Source organism: Luteibacter rhizovicinus (genome assembly GCF_004342265.1).
GTDB lineage: Bacteria > Pseudomonadota > Gammaproteobacteria > Xanthomonadales > Rhodanobacteraceae > Luteibacter > Luteibacter rhizovicinus_B.
Genome location: NZ_SMCS01000006.1, coordinates 173,501 through 197,496, shown reverse-complemented (window position 1 = coordinate 197,496; position 23,996 = coordinate 173,501). Strand labels below are relative to the sequence as shown.

The 23,996-nt window shown below is 63.6% G+C and carries 22 protein-coding genes; 10 read left to right on the top strand and 12 right to left on the bottom strand.

Annotation, left to right across the window (positions count from 1 at the left end):
• Positions 1-4: 4 nt before the first annotated feature.
• The 9 genes from EC912_RS15220 to EC912_RS15180 all read right to left on the bottom strand — a co-directional run bounded on the left by EC912_RS15220 (position 5) and on the right by EC912_RS15180 (position 11,351).
• Positions 5-826, bottom strand: a complete 822-nt coding sequence (locus EC912_RS15220; RefSeq protein ID WP_132145560.1) for a carbohydrate ABC transporter permease — start codon at positions 824-826, stop codon at positions 5-7.
• On the bottom strand, positions 823-1,644 hold the full coding sequence (locus tag EC912_RS15215) for a carbohydrate ABC transporter permease (protein WP_132145760.1): 822 nt from the start codon (positions 1,642-1,644) through the stop codon (positions 823-825). Before EC912_RS15215 ends, EC912_RS15220 begins: the two co-directional genes overlap by 4 nt.
• Positions 1,645-1,697: 53 nt before the next feature.
• The gene (locus EC912_RS15210) at positions 1,698-2,990 is read right to left on the bottom strand and encodes a sugar ABC transporter substrate-binding protein (RefSeq protein WP_132145558.1); all 1,293 of its coding nucleotides are present in this window, start codon (positions 2,988-2,990) and stop codon (positions 1,698-1,700) included.
• Positions 2,987-4,468 carry a glucoamylase family protein gene (locus EC912_RS15205; protein ID WP_132145556.1) on the bottom strand — a complete coding sequence of 494 codons (1,482 nt, stop codon included), beginning with the start codon at positions 4,466-4,468 and terminating at the stop codon, positions 2,987-2,989. Before EC912_RS15205 ends, EC912_RS15210 begins: the two co-directional genes overlap by 4 nt.
• Positions 4,469-4,665: 197 nt before the next feature.
• Complete coding sequence (locus EC912_RS15200) at positions 4,666-7,707, bottom strand: TonB-dependent receptor (protein WP_132145554.1); 3,042 nt, start codon at positions 7,705-7,707, stop codon at positions 4,666-4,668.
• Positions 7,708-7,943: 236 nt separating this feature from the next.
• Entirely contained in the window at positions 7,944-8,966 is a 1,023-nt protein-coding gene (locus EC912_RS15195) for a LacI family DNA-binding transcriptional regulator (protein ID WP_279389039.1), read from the bottom strand.
• Between the two features lie 253 nt (positions 8,967-9,219).
• Positions 9,220-10,812, bottom strand: coding sequence for a PepSY-associated TM helix domain-containing protein (locus EC912_RS15190; RefSeq protein WP_132145550.1), 1,593 nt, complete (start codon positions 10,810-10,812; stop codon positions 9,220-9,222).
• Entirely contained in the window at positions 10,813-11,076 is a 264-nt protein-coding gene (locus tag EC912_RS15185; RefSeq protein WP_132145548.1) for a hypothetical protein, read from the bottom strand.
• Positions 11,076-11,351, bottom strand: coding sequence for a hypothetical protein (locus EC912_RS15180; RefSeq protein WP_132145546.1), 276 nt, complete (start codon positions 11,349-11,351; stop codon positions 11,076-11,078). Before EC912_RS15180 ends, EC912_RS15185 begins: the two co-directional genes overlap by 1 nt.
• A gap of 123 nt (positions 11,352-11,474) precedes the next feature.
• Here EC912_RS15180 and EC912_RS15175 point away from each other — a divergent pair, with 123 nt between their 5' ends.
• Positions 11,475-14,354, top strand: a complete 2,880-nt coding sequence (locus tag EC912_RS15175; protein ID WP_132145544.1) for a serine/threonine-protein kinase — start codon at positions 11,475-11,477, stop codon at positions 14,352-14,354.
• Here EC912_RS15175 and EC912_RS15170 read toward each other — a convergent pair.
• The gene (locus tag EC912_RS15170) at positions 14,341-14,958 is read right to left on the bottom strand and encodes an ECF-type sigma factor (protein WP_132145542.1); all 618 of its coding nucleotides are present in this window, start codon (positions 14,956-14,958) and stop codon (positions 14,341-14,343) included. The two genes, EC912_RS15175 and EC912_RS15170, sit on opposite strands and share 14 nt — an antisense overlap.
• Before the next feature lie 241 nt (positions 14,959-15,199).
• On the opposite strand from EC912_RS15170, the gene EC912_RS15165 reads away from it, so the two are divergent.
• The 9 genes from EC912_RS15165 to EC912_RS15125 all read left to right on the top strand — a co-directional run bounded on the left by EC912_RS15165 (position 15,200) and on the right by EC912_RS15125 (position 21,948).
• On the top strand, positions 15,200-15,559 hold the full coding sequence (locus EC912_RS15165; RefSeq protein ID WP_132145540.1) for a hypothetical protein: 360 nt from the start codon (positions 15,200-15,202) through the stop codon (positions 15,557-15,559).
• Positions 15,556-16,488, top strand: a complete 933-nt coding sequence (locus EC912_RS15160; RefSeq protein ID WP_207906863.1) for an ExeA family protein — start codon at positions 15,556-15,558, stop codon at positions 16,486-16,488. The genes EC912_RS15165 and EC912_RS15160 overlap by 4 nt, the downstream gene beginning before the upstream one ends.
• Positions 16,489-16,941: 453 nt before the next feature.
• Complete coding sequence (locus tag EC912_RS15155; RefSeq protein WP_132145538.1) at positions 16,942-17,376, top strand: hypothetical protein; 435 nt, start codon at positions 16,942-16,944, stop codon at positions 17,374-17,376.
• Between the two features lie 67 nt (positions 17,377-17,443).
• Positions 17,444-18,076, top strand: coding sequence for a 16S rRNA (guanine(527)-N(7))-methyltransferase RsmG (gene rsmG, locus EC912_RS15150; protein WP_132145536.1), 633 nt, complete (start codon positions 17,444-17,446; stop codon positions 18,074-18,076).
• A 70-nt stretch (positions 18,077-18,146) separates the two neighbouring features.
• Complete coding sequence (locus EC912_RS15145; protein ID WP_132145534.1) at positions 18,147-18,986, top strand: ParA family protein; 840 nt, start codon at positions 18,147-18,149, stop codon at positions 18,984-18,986.
• Positions 18,987-18,994: 8 nt separating this feature from the next.
• On the top strand, positions 18,995-19,858 hold the full coding sequence (locus EC912_RS15140; protein WP_132145532.1) for a ParB/RepB/Spo0J family partition protein: 864 nt from the start codon (positions 18,995-18,997) through the stop codon (positions 19,856-19,858).
• 29 nt (positions 19,859-19,887) lie between these two features.
• On the top strand, positions 19,888-20,421 hold the full coding sequence (locus EC912_RS15135) for a sigma-70 family RNA polymerase sigma factor (RefSeq protein ID WP_132145530.1): 534 nt from the start codon (positions 19,888-19,890) through the stop codon (positions 20,419-20,421).
• Entirely contained in the window at positions 20,418-21,149 is a 732-nt protein-coding gene (locus tag EC912_RS15130) for a DUF3379 family protein (RefSeq protein WP_132145528.1), read from the top strand. The genes EC912_RS15135 and EC912_RS15130 overlap by 4 nt, the downstream gene beginning before the upstream one ends.
• An 82-nt stretch (positions 21,150-21,231) precedes the next feature.
• Positions 21,232-21,948, top strand: a complete 717-nt coding sequence (locus tag EC912_RS15125; protein WP_132145526.1) for a glycosyltransferase — start codon at positions 21,232-21,234, stop codon at positions 21,946-21,948.
• Positions 21,949-22,003: 55 nt separating this feature from the next.
• Here EC912_RS15125 and EC912_RS15120 read toward each other — a convergent pair whose 3' ends face one another.
• Entirely contained in the window at positions 22,004-22,957 is a 954-nt protein-coding gene (locus EC912_RS15120; RefSeq protein ID WP_132145524.1) for a patatin-like phospholipase family protein, read from the bottom strand.
• 10 nt (positions 22,958-22,967) lie between these two features.
• On the bottom strand, positions 22,968-23,948 hold the full coding sequence (locus EC912_RS15115) for a helix-turn-helix transcriptional regulator (protein ID WP_132145522.1): 981 nt from the start codon (positions 23,946-23,948) through the stop codon (positions 22,968-22,970).
• Positions 23,949-23,996 lie beyond the last annotated feature (48 nt).

The following is a 23,996-nucleotide window of genomic DNA, read 5'->3' as shown; positions in this document are numbered from 1 at the left end:
GTGTTTATCCCTTGACGCTGCCCAGCAGCAGACCTTCGAGGTAGTAGCGCTGCAGTGCGAGAAAGAGCAGCAGCACGGGGAGAATCGTTACCACCGAGCCGGCCATCATCAGTTCGCTGTCCTGCACGTGTTCGCGCGACAGAGACGCCAGCGCGATCGGCAACGTGTAATGTTCCTGGCCGGTCAGCGCGATCAGCGGCCACATGAAGTCGTTCCATGCGGCGAGGAAGGTAAAGATCGCCAGCGTCACCATGATCGGCTTCAGCAACGGCATCACGATGGTGACGAAGATGCGCATCTCGCCGGCGCCATCGATCCGCGCCGCTTCCATCAGATCGTCCGGAATGCCGCGCGCATACTGACGCACGAGGAAGATACCGAAAATGGTGGCCATGGCCGGCACGATGACCGCGCCGTACGTGTTGACCAGACCCAGGTACTTCAGCAGCAGGAACAGCGGCAGCATCGCCACCTGCGCGGGAATGACCAGCGCGCCTAGCAACCCCTGGAACAGCCGTTCGCGACCGGCGAACTGCAACTTGGCGAACGCGTAACCAGCCATCAGATTGAACGCGAGCGAGACGGCGGTGATCGCCGTGGAAACGAGCAGGCTGTTGAGCAGGTAGCGGCCCATGCCCGCGTTGGCGAACAGTTCGCGGTAGTTGGCCCAGGTCGCATGTTTCGGGAACAGCGGCGCGGGCAGCGAACTGGCCTCGCCCTGCGTCATGAACGATACGGATACCATCCACAACAGCGGCAGCAATGCGACGACGGCGCCTGCGATCAGCAAGCCATTGATGATCGCTTTGGCGATACGCGGATTCATACTTCACCTCCGCGGCGCGACAGTCGCAGCATGACCGCCGTGACGGCGAACATGATGATGAAGAGCAGGAACGCAACGGCCGACGCGGAACCGAGGTTCCACCATTTGAAGCCTTCTTCGTACATCAGGTACAGAACGCTGGTCGTGCTTTGCAACGGACCGCCTTCGGTCATCACATACGGTTCGGCGAACAGCTGGAAGTAACCGGATACCGTCAGGATGCTCACCATCACCATCGTGGGTTTGAGCATCGGCAGCGTGATGTGCTGGAACTGGCGCAGCGCCGAGGCGCCGTCGATGCGCGCGGCTTCGTAAAGATCGGCGGGAATGGCCTGCAGACCGGCCATGAAGATAATCATGTTGTAGCCGAAGTTCTTCCACACGGCGAACAGGATGATCGTCGGCATCGACCAGTGCGGATCGCCCAGCCAGTCGATGGGTGCGACGCCGATGCCATCGAGCACCGAGTTCACCAGGCCGTACTTCGTATTGAACAGATAACGCCAGATCACGGCGACCGCGACTACGGTCGTCACGACCGGCGCGAACAGCGCGGTACGGAAGAACGGCTTGCATCGCGCGAGCGGCGAGTTCAGCAGCATGGCCGCACCCAGCGAAGCGATAAGCGAAAGCGGCACGCCTACCGCCACGAAATACACCGTGTGTCCAAGCGCCGACCAGAACAACGGACGATGCAATAGTGTCCAGTAGTTTTCCAGCCCGACGAAGCGCAGGTTGCGGATATCCGCCAGCGCGTAGAGATCGTAGTCCGTCAGGCTGAGGATCAACGCCGCGAGCACGGGCAACAGGAAGAACATGCCCAGCACGATCAGCGCGGGAGCGAGGAACAGCCAGGCGGCGCGCGAGGTATTCACTTGGCGTCACTCCGGGGGTGGTCGAGAATCCAGCGCCGCTTTTCCAGGATCGCGTCGGTGCGCCGGTCGAGTTCGGCCGCGGCATCGTCAACGCTTCTCTTGCCGCTCGCGGCTTCCGCCGCCAGCAGCTGCATTTCGGTCACGATGCGTTCCCACTCGGGAATGGGCGGCGTCGCCTTCACGCGTTCCAGCTGATCGCGGAATGCGGCGGCTTCCGGGTCGTTACGCAGCGCGTCCATTTCCCATGACGAACGACGCGGTGGCATGTCGCCCAGAATCTCGTAGAAACGCGCCTGTATGTCGGGGCGCGACAGGAAGTCGATAAGCGCCCAGGCGTCGTCCTTATGCTTCGACGCGCGGAAGATCACCAGACTGGAGCCGCCCGCGTTCGATGCACCCGGACCGGTCGGACCCGGCAGCGGCGCCGTCGACCAGTCTTTCTGTTGCGCTTCGGGAAGACGCTTGCGGAACTCGCCGATATTCCACGGACCCGAAAGATAGAAGGTGTAATACCCCTGGCCGAAGGCGGCCCACGGATTGCCGACGCCGACGTTCGTGATCAACGGCGCCTGCTTCAGCTTGAACGTATCGACATAGAACGTCAGCGCGCGCTTGAATCCCGCACTACGGAAATTGCCGTAACGATTGTTATCGCGCAGCGGCGCATCGTCCTGCTGCAGCACAAGCGACAGCAACTGCTCGAATTCATTCGTCGGCATCAGGATGCCGTACGTCGTACCGACCGGCTGACTGAGCTTCGCCATCATCTCGCGCCATTCGACCCAGTCGCGAGGCGGATGGTCGAAGCCAGCCTTGGCCAGCAGGTCCTTGCGATAGAACAGCAGGCGCGTGTCCACGTACCAGGGCACACCGTAAAGCGTGCCGTCGATGACGTTGGTCGCCCAGATGCTGGGGAAGTAATCGTCGGTCCGGATGATCTTCGATGCGTCGACGCGCGACTGCAGCGGTTCCAGCGCGCCAAGCGCCGCCATTTCGGGCACCCAGGTATTGCCGAGCTGCGTGACATCCGGCGTCGAATTGCCCGCGAATGCCGTCAACAGTTTCTGGTGCGCGGCAGTCAGGGGCAACTGCTGCACGTTGACGTGCAAGCCGGGATGTTCGCGTTCGAACTCCGGCAGTAACTTCTCGACCGCTTGTCCCTCGCGGCCGATGGTCCAGAAATCGAGCGTGCGCGACGATGCGTCTTCTTTCGCACAACCGGCAAGGATCATGGCGCCGGTGAGGGCCAGCGCCACGATCCCGCCACGTCGAATGCCGCGTTTGCTCATTCGGCTTTGGCGCCCTGCTCGAGCCAGCCGCCAGTGAAGCCCGCCCGCTCGAGACCCTTGCGGATATACGGGTTCTTCTTCATCACGTTCCAGACGAAATCGCTGCGATGGTTTTCGATCATCAGCACGATCGGACCCTGGTCGATGCCCAGGTGCACGGTATCGAACCAGCCCACGTCCGGTACGAGACGACCCGTACGGATATCGGTCTGCGTGTGGAAACTGAGGTTGAATGCATCGACGAAGCCGTACTTCGTATAGGCGTACTGGCCGTACTTCTGCTTCATTTCTTCAAGCGCGGGAATGACGATCTCCGGCGCGAACGCGATCGATCCGCCCGCCGCCGTCGGCACGATGGTGCCGTCGTCGGAGATGTAGTCGATGCCGGCACCGCGCGCGGTATAGCCGTGGAACGTGCGCTCGGTGTCGCCGTTCTTGACGATCAGGCCACCGGGGCCGTTGCTGGCCGTGAGACCCCAGACGTTCTTGCCGTATCCCGTCCACTTGCCCGGATTGGCGACGGCATACGCCTGCTGCGAATACGTGGCGCGGCGGCTGTTCTCGAAGTAGTCGAGGTTGTGATCGCGGCTCCAGGCATCGCGGATGCCGCGGAAATCGACCCAGGTGTGGCTGTACTGGTGACCGAACATCGGTGCGAAGCCGAGATGCGTCTGGCCGTAGAACTCGCCCCAGGTCTTGTTGTACGTCGCCGACCACGCGCTCCATGCATCGTCGCCGATCGGATGGGTCGGCGAACCCAATGCGAGGATGTAGACGAGCATACCTTCGTCGTAACCTTTCCAGTCGTGCGGAATGAACTTGCCGCCCGGCGTCCAGCCCATGCTGATCAGCGGCTTGCGCTGCTGCGCCCAGGTCCACTCGACGCGGCGGTAGATGTCGTCGGCGAGCTGGCGGATTTCTTTCTCTTCGGGCGTATCGCGATCGTAATAGCTCTGCGCGAACAGCACGCCGCCGAGCAGCAGCGTGGTATCGACCGTCGACACTTCGACCCAGCGCGCAAAGCGCTTGCCGGACTGCATGTCGAGGAAGTGGTAGTAGAAACCGTGGAAGCCGGTCGCACCGTCTTCCGAATCGTTTTGTGCCGAGTTGTTGAAGAAGCGCAGCGTCGTCAGCGTGCGTTCGATGGCCTGCTGACGGGTCACGTATCCGCGTTCGACGCCGACGCCATAAGCGGTCAGCCCGAAACCCACCGACGCGATCGACGCGAAGGAGTCGGTCGGATAGTGATCGGGAATAAGTCCGTTGGACGGATTGGCGCTGTCCCAGAACCACTGGAACGTCCGCTTCTCAAGATCGGCGATCATCGGTGGAACGGCATGCACCTGTTTCAGTGCCGATGCCGTTGCGACTTCTTTCTCTTTCTTCACCGGTGCCTTGGCGGTCGCCGCGAACGGAGCGGCGCATGCTAGCAGCGCGCCGAGGGCGAGGGAAAGACGCTTGATCTTGTTCACTTGCATGACGTGGATCCTTAAACGGTACGGGGCGGATTCCTAAGGGCGGAACCGGCGGTGGAGCCTCCAGGTGGGAGAGTATGCATGCCGGCCGTGGCATGCACGTAAACGTTTACGTCGTCAGGGCAAATAAAGGGGCCCAAGGGCCCCGATACCATAACGATGTGCGACGGGTTCCGTGCCGGAACCCGTCGCACAGTTCGTCAGAACTTCAGGCCGACCGTGAAGCGGGCCGTACGCGGCACGAACGTGATGTTGCCGTTCGGGTTGTACTGCGCGCCGTTGGCGTTGAACACGCCATTGGAGCCCCAGTTCGTCAGGTAGTCGTTGTAGTTCTTCCAGTTGAAGACGTTGAGGATATCGAAGCGTGCATAGACCTTCGTGTCTGCGTTGATCACGAAGTCCTTGGTCAGCTGAAGATCGATATCGCGGTAGCCCCAGATGTCGCCACCGACCAGGAACTTCGAGCCACGCGGAATGGCCGAGACCGGGCGGCAACCGCTGCCATTGGAGAACACGGCGTCGTAGCAGGCGATGTCGTTCTTCGGCAGCGGGGTGGCCAGCGTCATCTTGATGGAGCCCGTGATGCCCCAGGGCAGATCGAGCGCACCGGTTGCAACGAAGCGATGCTTCGCGGCGGCATCCGACGTGATGAACGGATAGTCGCTGATGGACGCCTCGTCGAACGCATAGTGCTCGGAGATGGCGCGGTTCTGCTTGGCATGCGTGAAGGTGTACGCGAAGGTCGCGCTCCAGCCCGATTCCACCGTATACGGCTTCTGTGCGGACAACAGAACCTGTGTGGTACGGGTAGCGATGCCGTTGTTACCGATGATCAGACCGCCCAAGCCCGGGATCGGGTTGCCCCACGGCTGGCTCTTGTCCTGGAAAAAGCCAGGGGTCGGGTAACGATTGCCCAGCGTGAACACGAAGCCGTCGTGCGTCAGTACGCGGGTGACGGTCGCGTCGGTCTGCCATTCACCGATGCGGTTGGACATGCCGAAGCTGAACTGGTCCGAGTACGGAGCCTTCAGCTTGTTGTTGAGCATGTCGACTTCCTGACCCGCGTTGGTCGCGCCAACGGCACCGGCAAGAGCCGCCTGACCTTGCAGGAAGCGCGGATCCCACTGCACGCAGTTGGATGCGGCGAGGTCGCAGGTGCGGCCGCCCGGAGCGCCATTGAAGTACAGCGTGGTCTGCGGCAGCGACGACTTGGTCTGCTCGAGCTGCAGGTAGTCGTACAGGTTGCGGTCGTAGGCACGACCGGCACCGCCATGGAACACATGGGCTTCATCGGCGAACAGGTCGTACGAGAAGCCGAGACGCGGCTGCCATTCGCCCTTGTACGCCTTACGGTTCTTGCCCGTGCTGATGTAGTCGTTGATGTTGAGACCGCTGAGTGCGAGCGACTGTGCGTACGTCTGGCCTACCGGCGCACCCTTGTTCGTGTCCTGCGAGTTCAGCGCGTCGATCACGTTCTGCGGCGTCACGAAGTTGGTGTACGACGGCGTGACTTCGTAGTCCCAGCGCACGCCGAGGTTCAGGGTCAGGTGATCGTTAACCGCCCAGTCGTCCTGCGCGAAGATGCCGTACTGGCGCGACGTCGTCTGCGAGACAGCCGAAAGGCCCGGGATCGGCGTCGCGAAGAACGCTTTCCAGGGAGTAGCGGCCGTGCCGTTAACGGGATCGACGTCGTAGTAGAACTGCGGATTGTTCGCGGCGGCATCCTGAGCCTTCAGCTCGACCGACTTGAACTTATAGCCGAACTTGACGACGTGGTCGCCCTTCCACTGCAGATCGTTGAACGTGAAGGTGTCCTGGATCGACGGACCTTCCTGGCTCTTCTTCTGCGTGGCCAGCGGCGAGGCCGAACCGGTCTGCAGGATCAGTGCATCCTGCTGCGGCTTGAACGTGTAGCTCGAACCGATGGCATCGTTCACTGGTGTCGGGTTCACGAACGCGTTTTCGTACGTGAACATCAACTCGTTGAACCAGCTTTCGCCGCTGTGCTGCCACTTGAAGGTGGCGCGTGTATCGTGATTGACGTTGTTGAAGCCCGCGGAGCCGGCGATCGGACCCGAGCCCACGCCGTCCAGCTGCGTTTCGCGGCGAACCTGCGTGCTGATTTCGATGCGGTCGCGGTCGGTCAGTTCCCAGTCGATCTTGCCGAAGTACAACTTCTCGTTGAACGGCAGGTTCGTCGGCCCGAGTTCCGCCTGCGCGGAAGCCGGCAGCAGGGACTGGACGTTGGAGTAGTTGACGGTGCCGGGGACGACGGAGATCGGTGAATTGAATTTCTTTTCTTCATACGCGATGAAGAAATGCATCTTGTCCTTGATGATCGGACCGCCGACTGCAAAGCCGTATTCCTTCGAGTCCGACGTCGACTTCTTGCCGGTATATTCTTCGGCCGCCGTGCGGTTGCGGAAGGCATCGTTGGTGTAGGTGCCGAACACCTCACCGTGGAACTCGTTCGTGCCGGACTTCGTTTCGGCGGTCACGGCCGCACTCGACACCTGGTCGTATTCGGCTTTGTAGTTCGAGGTGATGACCTTGTACTCGCCGATGGCGAGCTGCGGGAACGGGTTGCCCTGGCTGGCGTTCTGGCCCGAGATACCGCCTTCCTTCACGTAGCTCTTCTGGCCCACGCCGTCGATGTAGACGTTGGTCGAGCTGTTGTTCTGGGCACCGCCGCGCAGCGAGGTATGACCCTGCGCGTCGACGCTGAAGACCATGCCCGGAACGGTATCGGCGAATTCGAGGAAGTTGCGCGATACCTGCGGGATGGTGCTGATCTGGTGCAGCGAAATCGTCTGACCGACTTCCGGCGTCTTCACTTCCGTCAGCGTTGTCGCCTGGACGGTCAGACCTTCGAGCGACGCGGCGTTGGCCGCATTAGCCGTGGTGGTAGCGGCGGCAGCCGCTTCGGCGGAGAGGTTCAGTGTGGCGTTCGAAGCCACGGTCAGCGTCACCGTCTTCTCGGTACCCGGGCCGGCGTCGACCTTGTAGGTGCCGGGGGGCAGGCCGATGAGGCCGTAGCTACCGTCCGCACCGACCGTCGTCCGACGGGTGGTGCCCGTGGCGATGTTCTTGGCGGTGACGGTAGCGGCAGGCGTGGCCTTGCCGCGCAGGCTGGCATCGGCCGACTGGGCATAAGCGCTCATCGGCGAGACCGCAGCGGCGGCAACGCTGGCGGTGATGACGCTGGCGAGTAACTTCTTCTTGATCTGCATCGAGGCTCTCATGATTCCCCTCCCAAAAGGTGCTGAATTAAGTGTTTCGACGCGACTGGCCATGAGCACGGATACCGACGTCGTTGTGTCGTTTCGGGCGGTCGCAGCCACCCTTTGTCTGGAGCTTGTTGTCCGTGTCTCATGCCTTCCCGCGTGCCCGGGTCAGCGGATGTCGCGCGTCCTTGGTGTTGAAGCCGTCCTGTGTAATCGTTTCCATGGCGAGGCGAAGTTATGCCCGGCCATGCGAATCAGAGTCGTCGGGGTACGGTTTCGCCGCCGCCGCAGGAGGCCCGGATCACCAGCTCGGTGCTCACGGTCTCTCGGGGTAGGGGCGGTGCGTCGTCGGGTGCTTCGATAATTCCGACCAGGCGTTCGAGCGCCGCGGCGCCGAGTTCGGCGATCCGCACGCGCACCGTGGTCAACGGCGGCGAGACGTAACGAGCCATGGGGATGTCGTCGAAACCGGCGACGCCGATGTCTTCGGGGACAAACACGCCGGCTTCTTCCAGCGCGGACAGGCAGCCGATGGCCATCATGTCGTTGGCTGCGAAAATCGCGTCCGGACGGGGCGACATCTCCAGCACCTGCTTGCCGGCGCGGTAGCCGGATTCCTCGGTGAAGTCGCCGGGCAGAATGCAGGCCGTGTCGGCCTTGCCCGCAACTTCCAGCGCGTCGCGATAGCCGCGAGCGCGTTCCTGTACGTCGTGATTGACCTCGGGGCCGGCGATGAACGCGATGCGCTGACGGCCACTAGCGAGCAAGTGCTCGACCATCGTCCGCGCGCCGCCGTAGTCGTCGACATCCAGTACGGCATGACGGTCCGACGTCACGTGGCTGTTCATCAGCACCGTGGGCAGCAGGACCGGAAGGTTGTCGTCGAGGAACACCTGGTCGGCATGCGGCGACATCACCAGCAGACCGTCGACACGTCCCTGCATGGCGCGCAGGGCGACAGCCGCTTCGGCCGCATCGCCGTGCGAGCTGGAGACCAGCAGGTACAGGCCGCGTGCGCGGGCGGCGATGTCGATGCCGCGAATCAGTTCGGAGAAGAAGGCGCCATGCAGGTCGGGCAGCAGCGCGCCGATCGTCTGCGTCCGCCGGGTGATCAGACTGCGGGCGGCGCTATGGGGTACGTAACGCAGGCGTGCTGCGACTTCGCGGATGCGCTTCTGCGTCTCCGGAGTCACGCCGCCGTGGCCATTCAGGGCACGCGAAACCGAGGCCACCGATACGTTGGCCATTTTTGCGACGTCTTTGATGGTGACGCTCACAGTGTCTCGCCTACCCTTGCCCCTGCCCCTTGATGGGCTGTCGGCGCGGAACGTAAACGTTTTCATGTGAACTTGTAAAGCCTATTAAATCAAGCGCTTGCTGCACTGCGGGAGGATTGGCCCGGGGGTCGCGGGAAATGTGTCGGAATAGTTAAGAATTCATGTCAGCTCAAGAGCTTGCGACGCGATTCCCAAATGCGGCGACGCAGCATGCGGAACCTTGCGAATCTCGACCATCTGAAAGACTGTCGTGTCAGGCAACGTCCCGAGCGAGCGTCGGTCCGGCCCGTCGATGGCCTGCCCAGACACTGTTCTGATCACCCTCGACGACGCGTCGGCGGGTAGCGACGGCAAGCCAGCCGAAGCCGACGCCCATGGCGATGGCCACCGCATCGACACCCGCCACCGCCCAGCGACCTTCCGAAAGCGATCGCGCGAGGCGTTCGCCGTTGATCGCCATATCGAGCAGGGCAATGGACAGGCTGGCGATTGCCGTGGCCCAGAGCAGGTCGACCGCCGCGCGGGCGGGACGACGCCATAAGGTCCACGCCACGGCCAGTGCGAATACGCCGAAGCAGACCGGCTGGACGATAGCTTCGGGGCGTCCGCCGAAAACGGGGGCCAGCACGTTGGCGACGAACGTGGCGGAAATCGCCAGGCACGAACCGATGCAGACACCGACGGTCGCCGTGGCCATGGCCCGCACTTTCAGCGGCTGATCGGCCTGCCGCCGTTTCCGGCGCGTCTCGATATAGAGCAGGTTGCCCGAATAGAAAAGGAAGGCGCCGGCCAGGCCCAGCACGAAATAAAGCCAGCGCACCGACAGGTTGCCGAAGCTGCCGAAATGCAGCCCGAAGATCGCGGAATACGTCGCATGATTTGCATCGCGCGCGCCCGCTACCTGCACGGCAAGTACATGTCCGTCGACCGCGTCCAGCGACACCATGCCGTACTCGCCGAGCGTCTTCGTCGATGTGCCGCGGACCTCCGCGGCCGCGCCCGCATCGCCATAGTGCATGTAGCGCATGTAGTCGGGCTCGAAGTCGGCCGCGCCCGCTGCCAAGGCAGCACGGCGCGCACGTCCACCCAGATCCCGCGGCGACAGCATCGTGGCCTCGCGGCCCGTGGCGTGCGTCGCGGGCATCGCGCTGGTCATGCGTTCCGAAGCGGGTACCAGTTTGCCGTCGAACGCGGCGTAGTCGAAAGCCATCATCGTCACCAGCGAAAGGCATAGCAACGCGCCCGTCACGGCGAAGACGATGTGGAACGGCAGGCTGAGTATGCCGATGACGTTGTGGGCATCCTGCCAGAGCCGCTTCAGGTTATGCCCCGGCCGCAGCGCCGCCAGATCGCGCACGAGATGGGGCAGATGGATCAGAAGACCGGTCAGGAGCGCCAGGCCGTAGATGATGCTGACGACGCCCATCAGGTAAATGCCGGCGACGGGAACGCCCAACGTGTAATGCAGTTCGTAGACGAAGTCGGCCAGGCCGTGTTCGTGATCTTCCGAGTCGCGCGCTCCACTATCGGCAAGCGTCTGCGTCTTCCAGCCGTCCTTGTCGAACCAGTAGGCGGCGACCTCGTGCGACGGATGATTGGCGGGGTAGGTCACGCCGATCTGTTCCTTCGCCGCCGGATGGCTGGCCACGATATCGGCCAGCATGCGCTGCGCCCGGTCCATGGTGTCCGTTTCGACCGCAGCCGTTTTCGGCACGGCCCAGGTGTCGATTTCGTCGTGGAATACCGCGAGTGCGCCGGCGTAGAACGCGATAAACAGGGCGAAGCCGGCAAGCAGGCCGGTCCAGGTGTGGACGGCGGTGAACATACGGAGCGTGGCGGGTTTCATCTAGAGACCGGGCATGGTGTGTTTAAGCGCCCACAGCAGGGCGAACGCGCCGACATCGGCAACAGCCAGCCACGCCCAGGCGCGCGCGCCGCTGCGGAACAGGAAGGAGGCTGCCATCACGCCGATCCACAGGGGAAAAAACAGGATCAGGAAAGGCATGACCACCGATTCGCTGGACCCGGGCCATGCCCAGATCGCGCAGGCAATCAGCGCGATGGATAGCGGTAGCCCTAACAAAATGCCGGCGAAGCAGCGGGCGATCATCAGGTGCGCTCCCGTTGGCGTGCGGCGCCGGGACGCAGCCACCACGCCAGATATGGCAATGCGATAGCGCCGAGCATCGCGGCGGTCAGCGTCGCGAAGAAGCCCGGCAGGCCGCGCTCGACCGACGCCCACAAGGCAACGGCTCCGATGGACAGCGCCACGCCGACCAGCCGCATGCCCCGGCCAAGGCCGCGCTTCAGCAGCCGCTGGCTCGGAAGAGTCAGATAGACAAGGGTCACGGCGACGAAGGCCATGGCGCACGCGAGGAGGGTCATAAGCGCCCGAGGTCGAAGAGTAGTTTCCTAATTGATAATTATTATCATTTAGAACTCAGGGGTCAAACCGAAGCAACCACGCGGCTCTATACTCCGCGTCACAACGTCGGAGGGGGGCCGGCCATGAACGACGCTCGTAATGGCGACCGGTACCGTATTGCGAAGGACCTGGCACACGAAGCGCTGGAACAGCCCGTTCACGAGCGAGCGGCATTCCTTGCGTGCGCGACCGGCGGCGACGACGACCTGCGCGCCGAAGTCCAGTGGATGCTCGATGCGATCGAGGTCAGCCATACGACCGATCTGCCCGAGCTCCCACGCGTCGCACTCGACCTCGACGGTCTCGAAGCCGCCAACACGACGCCCCGCAACTACCGCATCGGGCGGCGCCTGGGCGAAGGCGGCATGGGTGTGGTGTACCTGGCGGAGCGCACCGATACCGGATTCGTCCAGCAGGTCGCGCTGAAATTCCTGCATGCGTACGCGGAAGCCTCGCCGGTGGCACTGGACCGTTTCGCGCAGGAACGGCAGTTGCTGGCGCGGCTGGAACACACGGGTATAGCCCGCCTTCTCGATGGCGGCGTTTTCGCGGATGGCCGTCCCTTCATTGCGCTGGAATACGTGGATGGCGAGCGCATCGACAGTTGGTGCGAGCGACACAAGCTGTCGCTGCGCGAACGGCTCGAACTGTTCCTGAAGGTCTGCGCCGCCGTCGAGTACGCGCACAGCCACCTGATTATCCATCGCGACATCAAACCCGCGAATATCCTGGTCACGATCGACGGTCAGCCGAAGTTGCTCGACTTCGGTATCGCGCGCCTCATCGACCCCACGGGCGACATGGAACTGACCGCGACGTCGCAGCAAGCGCTGACGCTGGCCTATGCCAGTCCGGAACAGATCGAGAAACGAGCGCTCACGACCGCCGCGGATGTTTACTCGCTGGGCGTCGTTCTCTACCAACTGGTCACCGGCGCTCGTCCGTTCCAGCAGATCGTCACGCCGCATCTTTTGTACAGCGCCATCATGGGCGGCGATATCGTCGCGCCAAGCCGGCAGATGCGAAAGTCCAGGGACGAAGAAGGCCGCCGCGCGCCGAAGGCGCCTTACACGGTGCCCACCGATATCGATGCGATCGTCCTCAAGGCGATGCGTCGCAAGCCCACCGATCGCTATCTGTCCGTGGCGGAATTCGTCGCCGACGTGCGCCGGTTCCTCGATCTGCGGCCGGTGTATGCCCACCGTGGGCACCTGAGTTATCGCGCGCGGCGTTTCGTGCAGCGCAACCGTTGGATGATCGCCGGTACATCCCTGGTGTCGGCGTCGATCTTTAGCGGACTGATCGCCGCGTTGCTGGCGCTCTCCAGCGCTAGGGAGCAGCAACAGCTCGCCGAACTACGTCAGGCCGAATTACGGCGCGCCGTGAACTTCCAGCAATCGCTGCTCGAAGGGGCCGACATCGATGCGATGGGGCATTCGATCGAGGTCGGATTGCGCCGTGCGATGGCCAAAATCCTCGACGGTAAGACGGATCCGCGGATGGAACGGGCGCTGGATGCACTGACGCCATCGGACATCGCGCGCGAAGCACTGGACCAACACATCGTGACGCATGCGCTGGATTCGCTGGACGCGCGTTTTATCGACGATCCGTTGCTTGCGGCCAATATCCGCCAGTCGCTCGCCCGTGTGCTCATCACCATCGGAAGTACCGATCACGCCATAGGCGAACTCAACAAAGTCATCGATGTTCGCAAGGCGCTGCCAGCGAGCCAGGAAGCCCGGCTGTCCGCGCAGGTCGATCTCGGCAGGGCGCTGCTGAGTCGCCATGATTTACCCAATGCGGCGAAAGTGTTTACCGACGCCAACGCGGAGACCGTGAACCTTCCCGAGACCGATCCGCTGCGTATCGCCACGACCGCCGGTCTGGCGCGAGTGATGTACGAGCAAGGGCATCCGGTCGAAGCCCTGGCCGTGCAGCAAAGCCTTTCCACGCTCCTGGCGGCCAGGCTTGCCGACGACGATCCGCTCTTGCTGCAAACCCGTCGCGAAGAAGCCGATATCCTCATCAAGCTCGGACGACGGGACGAGGCCCGCGCGATACTGGAGTCCCTGGACAGCCGCTATCGCAACAGCACCGACAACGAGAGTCCCGCGGCGCTCGACACCATGTCGACATTGGCCGACCTTCTGAATAATCAGAACGAATACGAGCGTTCGCTTGCGCTGGCCCGCGAGGTCGCGGCTATCCGCACGCGACGTTTCGGCGCCAACCATCCCGCGACGCTTCGCGACGAAAACATGATTGCGATGAACCTGATGCGCCTTCGTCAATACGACGAAGGAAAACGTATCTTCGAGCACGTCATTGCCGCGCGTAGCGATTCTCTCGGCGCCGACAATCCCGAAACGCTGGGGTCGATGAACCAGTTGGTTTGGCTACTGGCGAAGGTCGGCGATATGGTTGCGGCAGCCAAGCTGCAGCGAAGCATTGTCGAAGGCCGAACGCGAGTGCTTGGTCCGGACCATCCCGACACGCTGTTCGCGCGTGGAGGCCTCGCCACCTTTCTCAATATCGAAGGACAGCATGCCGAAGCGTTGCGCGTGGCTCAGGACGTGCTGGCGGGGCAACGACGCGTACTCGGCGCGAGCCATCCCATCACCTACGCCACGCTCGACCTTATCGCCCGCATCTATCAGGCAGGCGGCGACTGGAAAAACGCGAGTGCCGCCCACGGCGAAGCACTGGATGGGCGCGTTCGTCTGTATGGGGCGATGGATGGACATACGCTGGAAAGCGCGGGGCGTTACTACACGGCACTGATGGCGATCGGCGAAGACGAAACGGCGCGCGATATTCGCGATACCTATCTCGATCCCCTGATTGCGATGAATCCGGTCGACCTGAATGCTTCCGCGCGCTCGAACCGCGATGCGGCGGTCGATGCCATCGCCCACGCGCAGCGTCTGCGCGTGCCCAACGTGACGCTTATTCCCCGCTGAGTTCGCGCTTCAGCCATTCGCGCGCGATGCGCCACTCGCGCTGTACCGTTCGCTCGGAAATGTCGAGCGCCGTCGCGATGTCGCGTTCGTTAAGACCGACGAAAAAACGCAATTCGACGATGCGCGCCTGACGTTCGTCCAGTTCTTCCAGCCGACGAAGCGCATCGTCGAGATCGTCCGGAGACGCTTCTTGCCCGAGCGATCCCGCGACCTCTGTAAGCGCTACCCGATCGGCGGAGTTGGGACGTTTCTGTGCCTGACGATATCGCGCGGCGTCGATGAGCACGCGGCGCATCGTGCGCGCGGCCAATCCTATGAGGTGGCCGCGATCCTGCATGCGTGGCAGCGAGGCACCGGCGAAAATGCGCAGGAACGCTTCGTTGACCAGTTCCGTCGCACTGAGCGTGCAGTCGCCGAACTCGCGTTTGAGCTGCGACTGCGCCACGCGGTGAAGACTGCTGTACATCCGCTTCAGCACTTCGTCGATCGCGGTGTCGTCCTGCCCCAGGCGCGCGGCGTTGAGCAGCTGCGTGATCTCGTCGCGATTCACCGGCGCTATGGCGTCGGACGCGATATCGGCTGGACTGTTGGAATCCGTTGTCATGCAAGCTCCCGGGTGACGCAAGCGCACGCCGGATGCGGCCAGATGGCTGGCCAGACGTGACTATGCGTTTTCCCCCCGAACAGCGATCGCGGGCGAGCGTCGATCGCTCCGTCCCGGGTCACCGCCCCTTCCGCCGCGCAGCGTACATCAAATGTGAAGACGGTGTGGCGGGTTCTGGCCGTCGCCTGCGCATACCTCTATAGAGCCCGCATGTCGCGAGCCTGTAAACCCGGAGGATCCATTGAGCCTGATGTACAGCGCACTGCGTCGGATGCAGTCGGAGGAGAACGCGCGTACTCCAGGTATGGCCTTGCCCACCGTGGACCTGACCCGCGCCGTCCGGCCGAGCCATGGACTGTGGTTTGGCATGCCCTTGGCTGCGCTGGCCGGGTTCGCCTTTTCGTGCGCTGTCTTCATCCAGCGCAACGACATCGCCATTGTCGAAACCCAACCGTTGTCGGTGCCTGCGTCGCAGGCACGAGTCGCCGATGGTGGCGACGCGACGGGTACGCGCCAGCGGCTCGCCCGCACACGCATGAATTTGCCGGTTTCGCTCATCGGCGACAACACGCTACGCACAGTAGAGGTCATGCAGCCATGAACCCGCTTGCAGGAAACGTCCTGTCCCAGCTCGGCCTGACCCGGCCGCCGTTTCCGCCGACGCCAGATGCGCAATGCTATTTCCACACGCCCGCGCTGGAACGCGAACTGGCGGAAGTCACCCACTGTCTTCGCGAGCGAAAAGGTTTCGTGCTGCTGACGGGCGAGGTTGGCATGGGCAAGAGCACGTTCGTGCGGCATCTGCTCGACACGCTGGAAGGGGGCGGCGTCACCGTCTCGCTCGTGTTCAACACCTTCCTGCAGGGTAGTGCCCTGCTTACCGCCGTTCTGCGCGATTTCGGGTTGGAGTCCGCAACCGATATGGCCACGGATATCGACACGTTGAATCGCTTCCTCGTGCGGCGCTGGAACGAGATGGCGATCTGTGTGCTGGTGATCGACGACGCGCAGAACCTGGCGGTGGAAAGCCTTGAGCTGCTGCGTCTGCTGTCCAATCTGGAAACCGGTCAGGAGAAGCTGCTCCAGGTAGTGCTTTGCGGCCAGCCGGAGTTGCGGACATTGTTGGCGCGGGATGATATCCGTCAGCTGGCGACGCGCATCGTGAAGCATGTCGTACTCGAGCCGCTCGATGCGGAACAGACGCGGCGCTATGTGGACTACCGCCTCGCCACGGCGGGTGCGGCAGGGCGGATTTCACTGGACTCGGCCGCACATAAAGCACTCTACGAAGACAGCCGCGGCAATCCGAGGCGTATCCATCTGGTGATGGATCGTTGCCTCTACGGTGTGCTGGCCGCGACGAATGGCGGCATCGACGTACGACTATTACGCGCGGCGGCGGCGGAAGCGGGCGTGCTTCCGCTGAAGCGCAGGCGTGGCATCGACGTAACGTGGGAACCATTCGTCGCCATTACGATGTCGGCGTTGCTCGCCGTCATTCTGGCGTGGGCACTCTTCGGCCGGACATAGTTGCCGCGGCCCGCGCCAAATGCGCCGCGGCGAAGGTGATGACGTAATCGACGCGCAACGCGCCTATTCCCTCACCGCCGCTCCTGCGCATGCAGGAGCCCAGTGCGGTGCGGTGGGTTTTCTCGATGACGGTAGTTCGGCACTTCCCGCAACCTCGAGGACATCGCGCTCAAGCGCGCTCACTGCCTCACACGTCGCAACGCTCTGAAGAGCTGATCGAGCGTAGTCGCGAAACCCCACTGACCGCACTGGGTCCCTGCCTGCGCCGGGACGACGGCAGGACAACTGCTCAAGTTTTGACCAAACCGACCGCTAACTGAATAGGGTGGTATGTAAAGCTAGCGTTAACCACTCGCGTTAAATTAGAATTAACCACGCCGTATTCATCGAGATGCCCGTCATATGACGACCATCTGAACAGGAATAACTGGTAACCAACTGAATTATAACGCTATGTACCTTCCTATCCTTACCAGCCTCGCCCTTTGCATCGTCGCTCTCGCGGCGTTGTCGGTGAAGCGCATCCCGGAAGGCAAGGTCTATAGCGTGCGTCGCCTAGGCGGTCAGGTCGCTCTTCTGACGGCCGGTACCCATGTCGTGATGCCCATGTTCGAGCGGGTTTCCCACAAGATCGACCTCAACGGCCAGGTGCTCCGTTTCGACGGCGGCACCGTGTACTGGCAGGTGCTGGAGCCCGAGCGGGCCGACGCGGTCATCGACCGGGCCGACGAAATGATCCGCAAGCGTGCCGTCGATGCCCTGCACGATGCCGCCATGGAAATCGCCGACCGCCGCATGGCGGGCAACCTGCTCAAGCAGACCATGAACGGCTCGCTGCGCGAGAGCGGCATGCTGGTTACCCGCGTCGAACTCGACGCCGCCGCGTAATCTCCGGCTGGCTTACGCCGGCCAACCCCACGATACTTTCCGCCCCGCCGTTCCTCCAGGTAGCCGCATGTCCGGGCGCGATCTTCTGCAAACCCAGCTCGAACGTGGCATCGCCGCGCTCGGTACGTCCTTGCCGGGCGGCGCCGTCGCGCGCCTGCTCGACTACCAGGAACTGCTGCACCGCTGGAATTCGGCCTATAACCTGACCGCCGTGCGCGATCCCGCCGAGATGGTCACCCGCCATCTGCTCGACTCGCTGGCGATCATTCCCTTCGTGGAAGGCGCAACGCTGGCGGATCTGGGTACCGGACCGGGTTTGCCGGGCATCCCGCTTTCCATCGCCGCGCCGGAGCGCGAGGTGACGATGGTCGATTCCAACGGCAAGAAGGTCCGCTTCCTGCGAGAGGCCATCCGTTCGCTGAAGCTCACCCATGCCCACGCCGTCCAGAGCCGTGTGGAAGGCGTCGAGGGGAGCTTCGACTGCATCACCGCCCGCGCTTTTGCCAGCCTCGCCGACATGCTGGGCTGGGGCGGTCACCTGCTGGCGCGCAATGGCGTATGGCTGGCCATGAAGGGCCGCCATCCGGCGGAGGAACTGGACGGTGTGCCGCCCGGTTTCCGCGTGGAAGGCATCCATCTGCTGAACGTCCCCGGGCTGGATGCCGAGCGGCATCTGGTCGTGATCCGCCGTGAAGGCTGATCGCTCCTAGGGTCCGATGGGCGGTCGATGTTACGCTAGCGCCCTTTCCGCGCACGGCATCGACGACTTCATGGCCCGCATCATCGCAGTCGCCAATCAGAAAGGCGGCGTCGGCAAGACCACCACATCCGTGAACCTCGCGGCGGCGCTCGCCGCTGCGAAGCGCAAGGTGCTGCTCGTCGACCTGGACCCCCAGGGCAACGCCACCATGGCGTCGGGCGTCGACAAGCATCAGGCCAAGCCCAACGGTTGCGAAGTGCTGCTGGACGAAGTCTCGATCGACGACGTGCTGGTCCGCACTGAAGCGGGCTTCGACCTGATGCCGGGCAACGGCGATCTGACGGCTGCCGAGCTGAAGCTGATGGACGGTCTCGCACGCGAGCATCGCCTGAAGGAACAGCTGGCCAAGGTCGCGGACCGCTACCAGACGATTCTTATCGACTGCCCGCCGTCGTTGCACCTGTTGACGCTCAACGCGCTCACGGCCGCCGACGGCGTGCTGATTCCGGTGCAGTGCGAATATTTCGCGCTGGAAGGACTGTCCAGCCTGCTCGATACGATCAAGGCCGTACGCCAGCGCCTGAATCCGGCGCTGGAAGTCGAAGGCCTGTTGCGCACCATGTACGACGTGCGCAACAACCTCGGCAATGAGGTTTCCGCCCAGTTGACCCAGCATTTCGGCGACAAGGTGCTGCGCTCGATCATTCCGCGCAACGTGCGCCTCGCCGAGGCGCCCAGCCACGGTCAGCCCATTCATCTTTACGACCGCGGTTCGCGCGGCGCCATCGCCTACATCGGCCTCGCCGGCGAAATTATCCGTCGCGAACGCAATCAGGCCGCCGAGGATGCGCGCGAAGCCGAAGACGCCGCGGCCGGTTCGGCGCCCGACGTCGCGCCGACGACCCACTAGGAGTTTTCATGGCAGCAGCGAAGAAACGTGGCCTCGGACGCGGTCTGGACGCCTTGCTTGGCGGTGGAGACAGCGGTCCGTCCGTGGTCGAACAGGAAGGCGAGCTGCGTCTGCTGCCTATCCAGCAGATCCAGCCCGGCAAGTACCAGCCGCGTCGCCACTGGAACGACGAAGCGCTCGACGAGCTCGCGGCGTCGATCAAGGCCCAGGGTCTCATCCAGCCGGTCGTCGTGCGGGCCATCGGCAAGAACAGCTACGAGCTGATCGCCGGCGAGCGCCGCTGGCGCGCGGCGCAGCGCGCGTCCATGAGCGAGATTCCCGCGCTGGTGAAGGACGTGCCCGAGCAGTCCGTGCTGGCCATGGCGCTGATCGAAAACATCCAGCGCCAGGAACTGACGCCGCTGGAAGAAGCCCAGGCCCTGAAGCGCCTGATCGACGAATTCGATCTGACCCACCAGCAGGCCGCCGATGCCGTCGGTCGCTCGCGCGCCGCCGTGTCGAACATGTTGCGCCTGATGGAACTGCCGGCGTCGATCAAGCAGTTGCTCGACGAATCGAAGCTGGAAATGGGTCACGCGCGCTGTCTGCTGACGCTGCCGGCCACGATCGCCGAACCGCTGGCTCTGGAAGCCGCGCGCAACGGCTGGACGGTGCGCGAGCTGGAAGAAGCCGCCCGTCGCGCCCAGGTGGCGCCGAAGGGCAAGGCGAAGACGGCCGCGCAGGACCCGAACGTCGCCAATCTGGAGCGCGAACTGGCCGAACGTTTCGCTACCCGCGTCGAAGTGGCGCAGGGCCGTGGTGGCAAGGGCAAGCTGGTCATCCACTACCACAGCCTCGACGAACTCGATGGCATCCTGAGCAAGGTTCGGTAAAACCACCCCTTCGCTGAAAGGAAATAGCCATGGCTCCGGTCCATAAGGATGTGAATCCGAAGCAGCGACAATACGAAGCCATGGTGCGGGCCTGGTCCGCGGACCTTTACCGGTTCGCGTTCTGGCTGTGCCGTAACGAAACCCTGGCTCAGGATCTCGTGCAGGAAACCTTCCTGCGTGCCTGGAAAAACCTCGATTCGCTGCGCGACGCGGAACTGGCCAAGCCCTGGCTCATTACCATCCTGCGCCGCGAGCACGCCCGTCTGTACGAGCGCAAACGTTTCGATACCGTGGAACTGGACGATTCCGTACCCGAAGACACGGCGTGGGCCAGCCCGGAACGCAGCGGCGATGCCGCGGGCGTGCGCGACGCGATGATGAAACTGCCCCAGAAATATCGCGAGCCGTTGGCGATGCAGGTGCTTGGAGGGATGAGCTGCGACGAGATCGCGGTCGCCACCGAACAGCAGCCCGGCGCGGTGATGACCCAGCTGTTCCGTGCGCGCCAGCGACTGAAGTCGCTGCTCGGCGGACGGGCCGCGGCCGAAGGAGGCCTTTCATGAACTGCCTCGAATTCCGTCGCCGCATCACGGCCGAGCCGCACTCGCACGATCCGGAACTGCTGGCTCACCGCGACGAATGCGCGCAATGCATGGCCTTCTGGCAGCGTGCCCAGCGCTTCGAGGACGAACTGGCCGAAGCCATGGCGGTGCCGGTGCCTGCCGGTCTGGCGGACCGCATCCTGCTCGCCCAGGCGACCGGCGTGCGCCGCCAGCAGGTGGTCCGCCGCCGTGGCTGGATGGCCCTGGCCGCCAGCGTGCTGATCGCCGTGGGCGGCGGCACGGTCATGTGGAAACAGGCACAGGCCGGATCGTTGCCGGCGCTGGCGGTCGCGCATATGCCGATCGAGCGTGCGGCGCTTGCCCTGACCCAACCCATCGGCGAGACGATGGTCGTCGAGGGCTTCGCCGAGCGCGGCACGCAAATGCGCGGACCGATGCCGGCGGGAGTCACCTATGTGCACGACTGCCAGGTAGGCCCGTACAAGGCCGTGCATGTAGTGACGCGGGTGGACGACCAGCCCGTGGTAGCGCTGTACATGCCCGGCAAGATGATCGACAAGTCCGACGACTTCAGTCGCGACGGCTGGACGGGACGCGAGATTCCGCTGAACAACGGCACCCTGGTGGTGCTGGCGCAGAACGCGAACCCGCGTGCGCTGGACGCCGCCGAGGCGGGCTGGCGGATGGCCATCGATGGGGCGGGCGGTCCGGTATTGACCCAGATCTGAGGGGTCCGTTCGGGGATGGGAGCCCCAATCCCCTATCCCTTGAGGGATAATGTCGCCCCGACCCCTCCCGGATCCTCAAGCGATGACTCAGCTCGCCGTGGTCGTGCCCGTCTTCAACGAGCGCGACAACATCCCACCGCTTCTCGCCGAGATCGCATCGGCCCTGCGCGGGCGGATCGACTTCGAGATCATCTACGTCGACGACGACAGCACCGACGACAGCGTCGAGGTGCTCAAAGCCGCGCGTGCCGACTACCCGGAACTGCGGGTTATCCGCCATATCACCCGCAGCGGCCAGAGCACGGCCGTATGGAACGGTGTCCGTGCCGCGCGATCGCCGTGGATCGCCACGCTCGACGGCGATGGCCAGAACGATCCGGCGGATATCCCGAAGCTGATCGCGGCTCGCGAAACCGCCAGTCCCGACGTGCGTCTGTTCGCCGGCTGGCGCGTCACCCGGCGCGACAGCTTCAACAAGCGCATCTCGTCGAAGGTCGCCAACGCGGTCCGTTCGCGCATGCTGCGCGACGACACGCCGGACACCGGCTGCGGCCTGAAGCTGTTCGAGCGCGAAGTGTTCCTGCGCCTGCCCTACTTCGACCACATGCACCGCTACCTGCCGGCGCTGGTCAAGCGCGCTGGCTTCGCCAATATCAGCGTGCCGGTCGGCCATCGTCCGCGCACGGCCGGTACCTCGAAGTACGGCATGCTCGATCGTCTGTGGGTCGGCCTTGCCGATCTGCGCGGCGTGGCGTGGCTGATGCGCCGGGGCAAGGTTACGCGTACCGAAGAGCTCTGAGCGGGACCGGCAAGATTTGCTGCTGGCTTATTTGCTCTCTGCGGGAGCGCGCGTGTCAGGCCCGCTGATCCAGCTCCATCGCCGGCTGCCACGCATCCAGCGACTTGCGCGTGCGTTCGCGCCCCAGCTCGATCAGCTCGCGGGCGCGGTAGAACTCGTACATCGTCGACACATTGCGCGGAATTTCGATCAGCAGATCGGGCTGGTAGGCGGCCAGACGAATCCGCGACAGGTTCGACTGCATCAGGTCCATGGCCTGCGTCATCAGATCGAAGGCGCCGGGGTCCTTCGGCCTGGCATCGACATGGGGAATGACCCGTCCGAGGAACGCGCCGATCCTGTGGCGATAGCTGCTCTGGTCGCCAGCGATCGAGGCGTTGCGTTCCGGTGGCGCCTGCAGTTCCGCCGCGCCGTCGACACTGACGGCGACCACGTAGTCGGCGTTCTCGCGCATCAGGGGCATCACCGGTAACGGATTGAGCAGCGCGCCGTCGACCAACCGGCGTCCGCCGACAAGGTGCGGACGAAAGATGGTGGGAATGGCGATCGATGCGCGAATAGCGTCGAAGAGCGGGCCGCGCGTCAGCCAGACCTCGCGTTCGCGATCGATATCGGTTGCCACCGCCGTATAGCCGATGGACAGGTCCTCGATATTCACCTCGCCGATCAGCTCGCGTAGTGCGCCGATGATCCTGTCGCCCTTGATGAAGCCGCCGCCGGAGAAACTCCAGTCGACCAGCTTCAGCACGTCGAAGCGCGCCAGCGTCGAGACCCAGTCCCGGTAGATATCGAGCTTGCCCATGCCGTAGATGCCACCGATCAGGGCGCCCATCGACGTTCCCGAGATGGCGACGATCTCGAAACCGCGCGCTTCCAGCTCTTCTATCGCGCCGATGTGGGCAAGCCCCTTCGCTCCGCCCGCGCCAAGCGCCAGGGCGATGCGCGGACGTCGCGAGACGCCGCTTACGGCGGGAACCGCACCGGATGCGACGATATCGGTATTACTCATGCAGGCGGACTCAATGGGTGCGCTGGTAACCCGTCAGGGCCAGCTGGAGCAGGATTTTCATTTCCTCGCGCAACGGCAAGGGCGCCACGATCTCGGCGTCCGGCCCGTACTTGAGTACGTCCATCAGGAGTTCGCGCGAATTGGAGTAGGGCACTTTCAATTCATAGCGGCCGTCGGGCATCCATTCGCCGCGTTGCTGCGAATGCCAGTGTTCGTCGGCTACCCAGCGCGCCGCGTGCGCGGAAAAACGGATGGTGGCCCACGCTTTTGGTTTGCCGGCGAAAATGCCGTAACTGGAAGCGAGCATATCGTTCAGTTCGCCGTCCTCGACGTCGCGTGCCGGTGCGTCCAGCGGCCGTGGATCGACGATACGGTCGACGGCAAAACTGCGCAGCGCTTCGCGGTCGTGGTCCCATACGTCCAGATACCAGTTGTCGCGGTAATGCGTCAGGCGTTGCGGCGATACCGTGCGGCCGCTGTCCGAATTGGTGGTGCGTGCGCGGTAGCGAAAGCGTAGCTGACGCCGTTCCAGCACCGCGCCCGCCACGATGCGGAACACCTGCTGGTCCATCTTGCGCGCGCCCCACGAAATGACGCGGATGCGATCGACGGGCAGCGCTTTGCCGCTGCCGTGATCCGACAGCAGTTTTTCGATGCGCGCCTTGAATGGCGCGAGCGCGCCCGCGAGTACGCCCGGGTCCGAACGGCCGATCAGCTCGTTCAGCGCCATCAGGGCGGCAAGCTCGTCGCTGGTCAGCCACAGGCCCGGAAGCTCGAAGCTGTCGCCCTGCTCGGCTTCGTACCGGAAGGACGCCTGTTCGCCCGGGACGCTCTGTACCGGGGCGCCCAGACCGTCGCGCAGGAAGGCCACGTCCCTGTAGAGCGTGGCGCGCGAGCATTCCAGTTCGTCCATCAGGCGCGAAAGCGGAACCGGATAGTGCGCGGACTTCAGCAATCGGTGGAGGGTAAGAATGCGCTCGTAGCGGTCCATGGAAGTCGCCGGCTGTGACGCGAAAGAGGCCCTGCAGTGTGTCCGCGG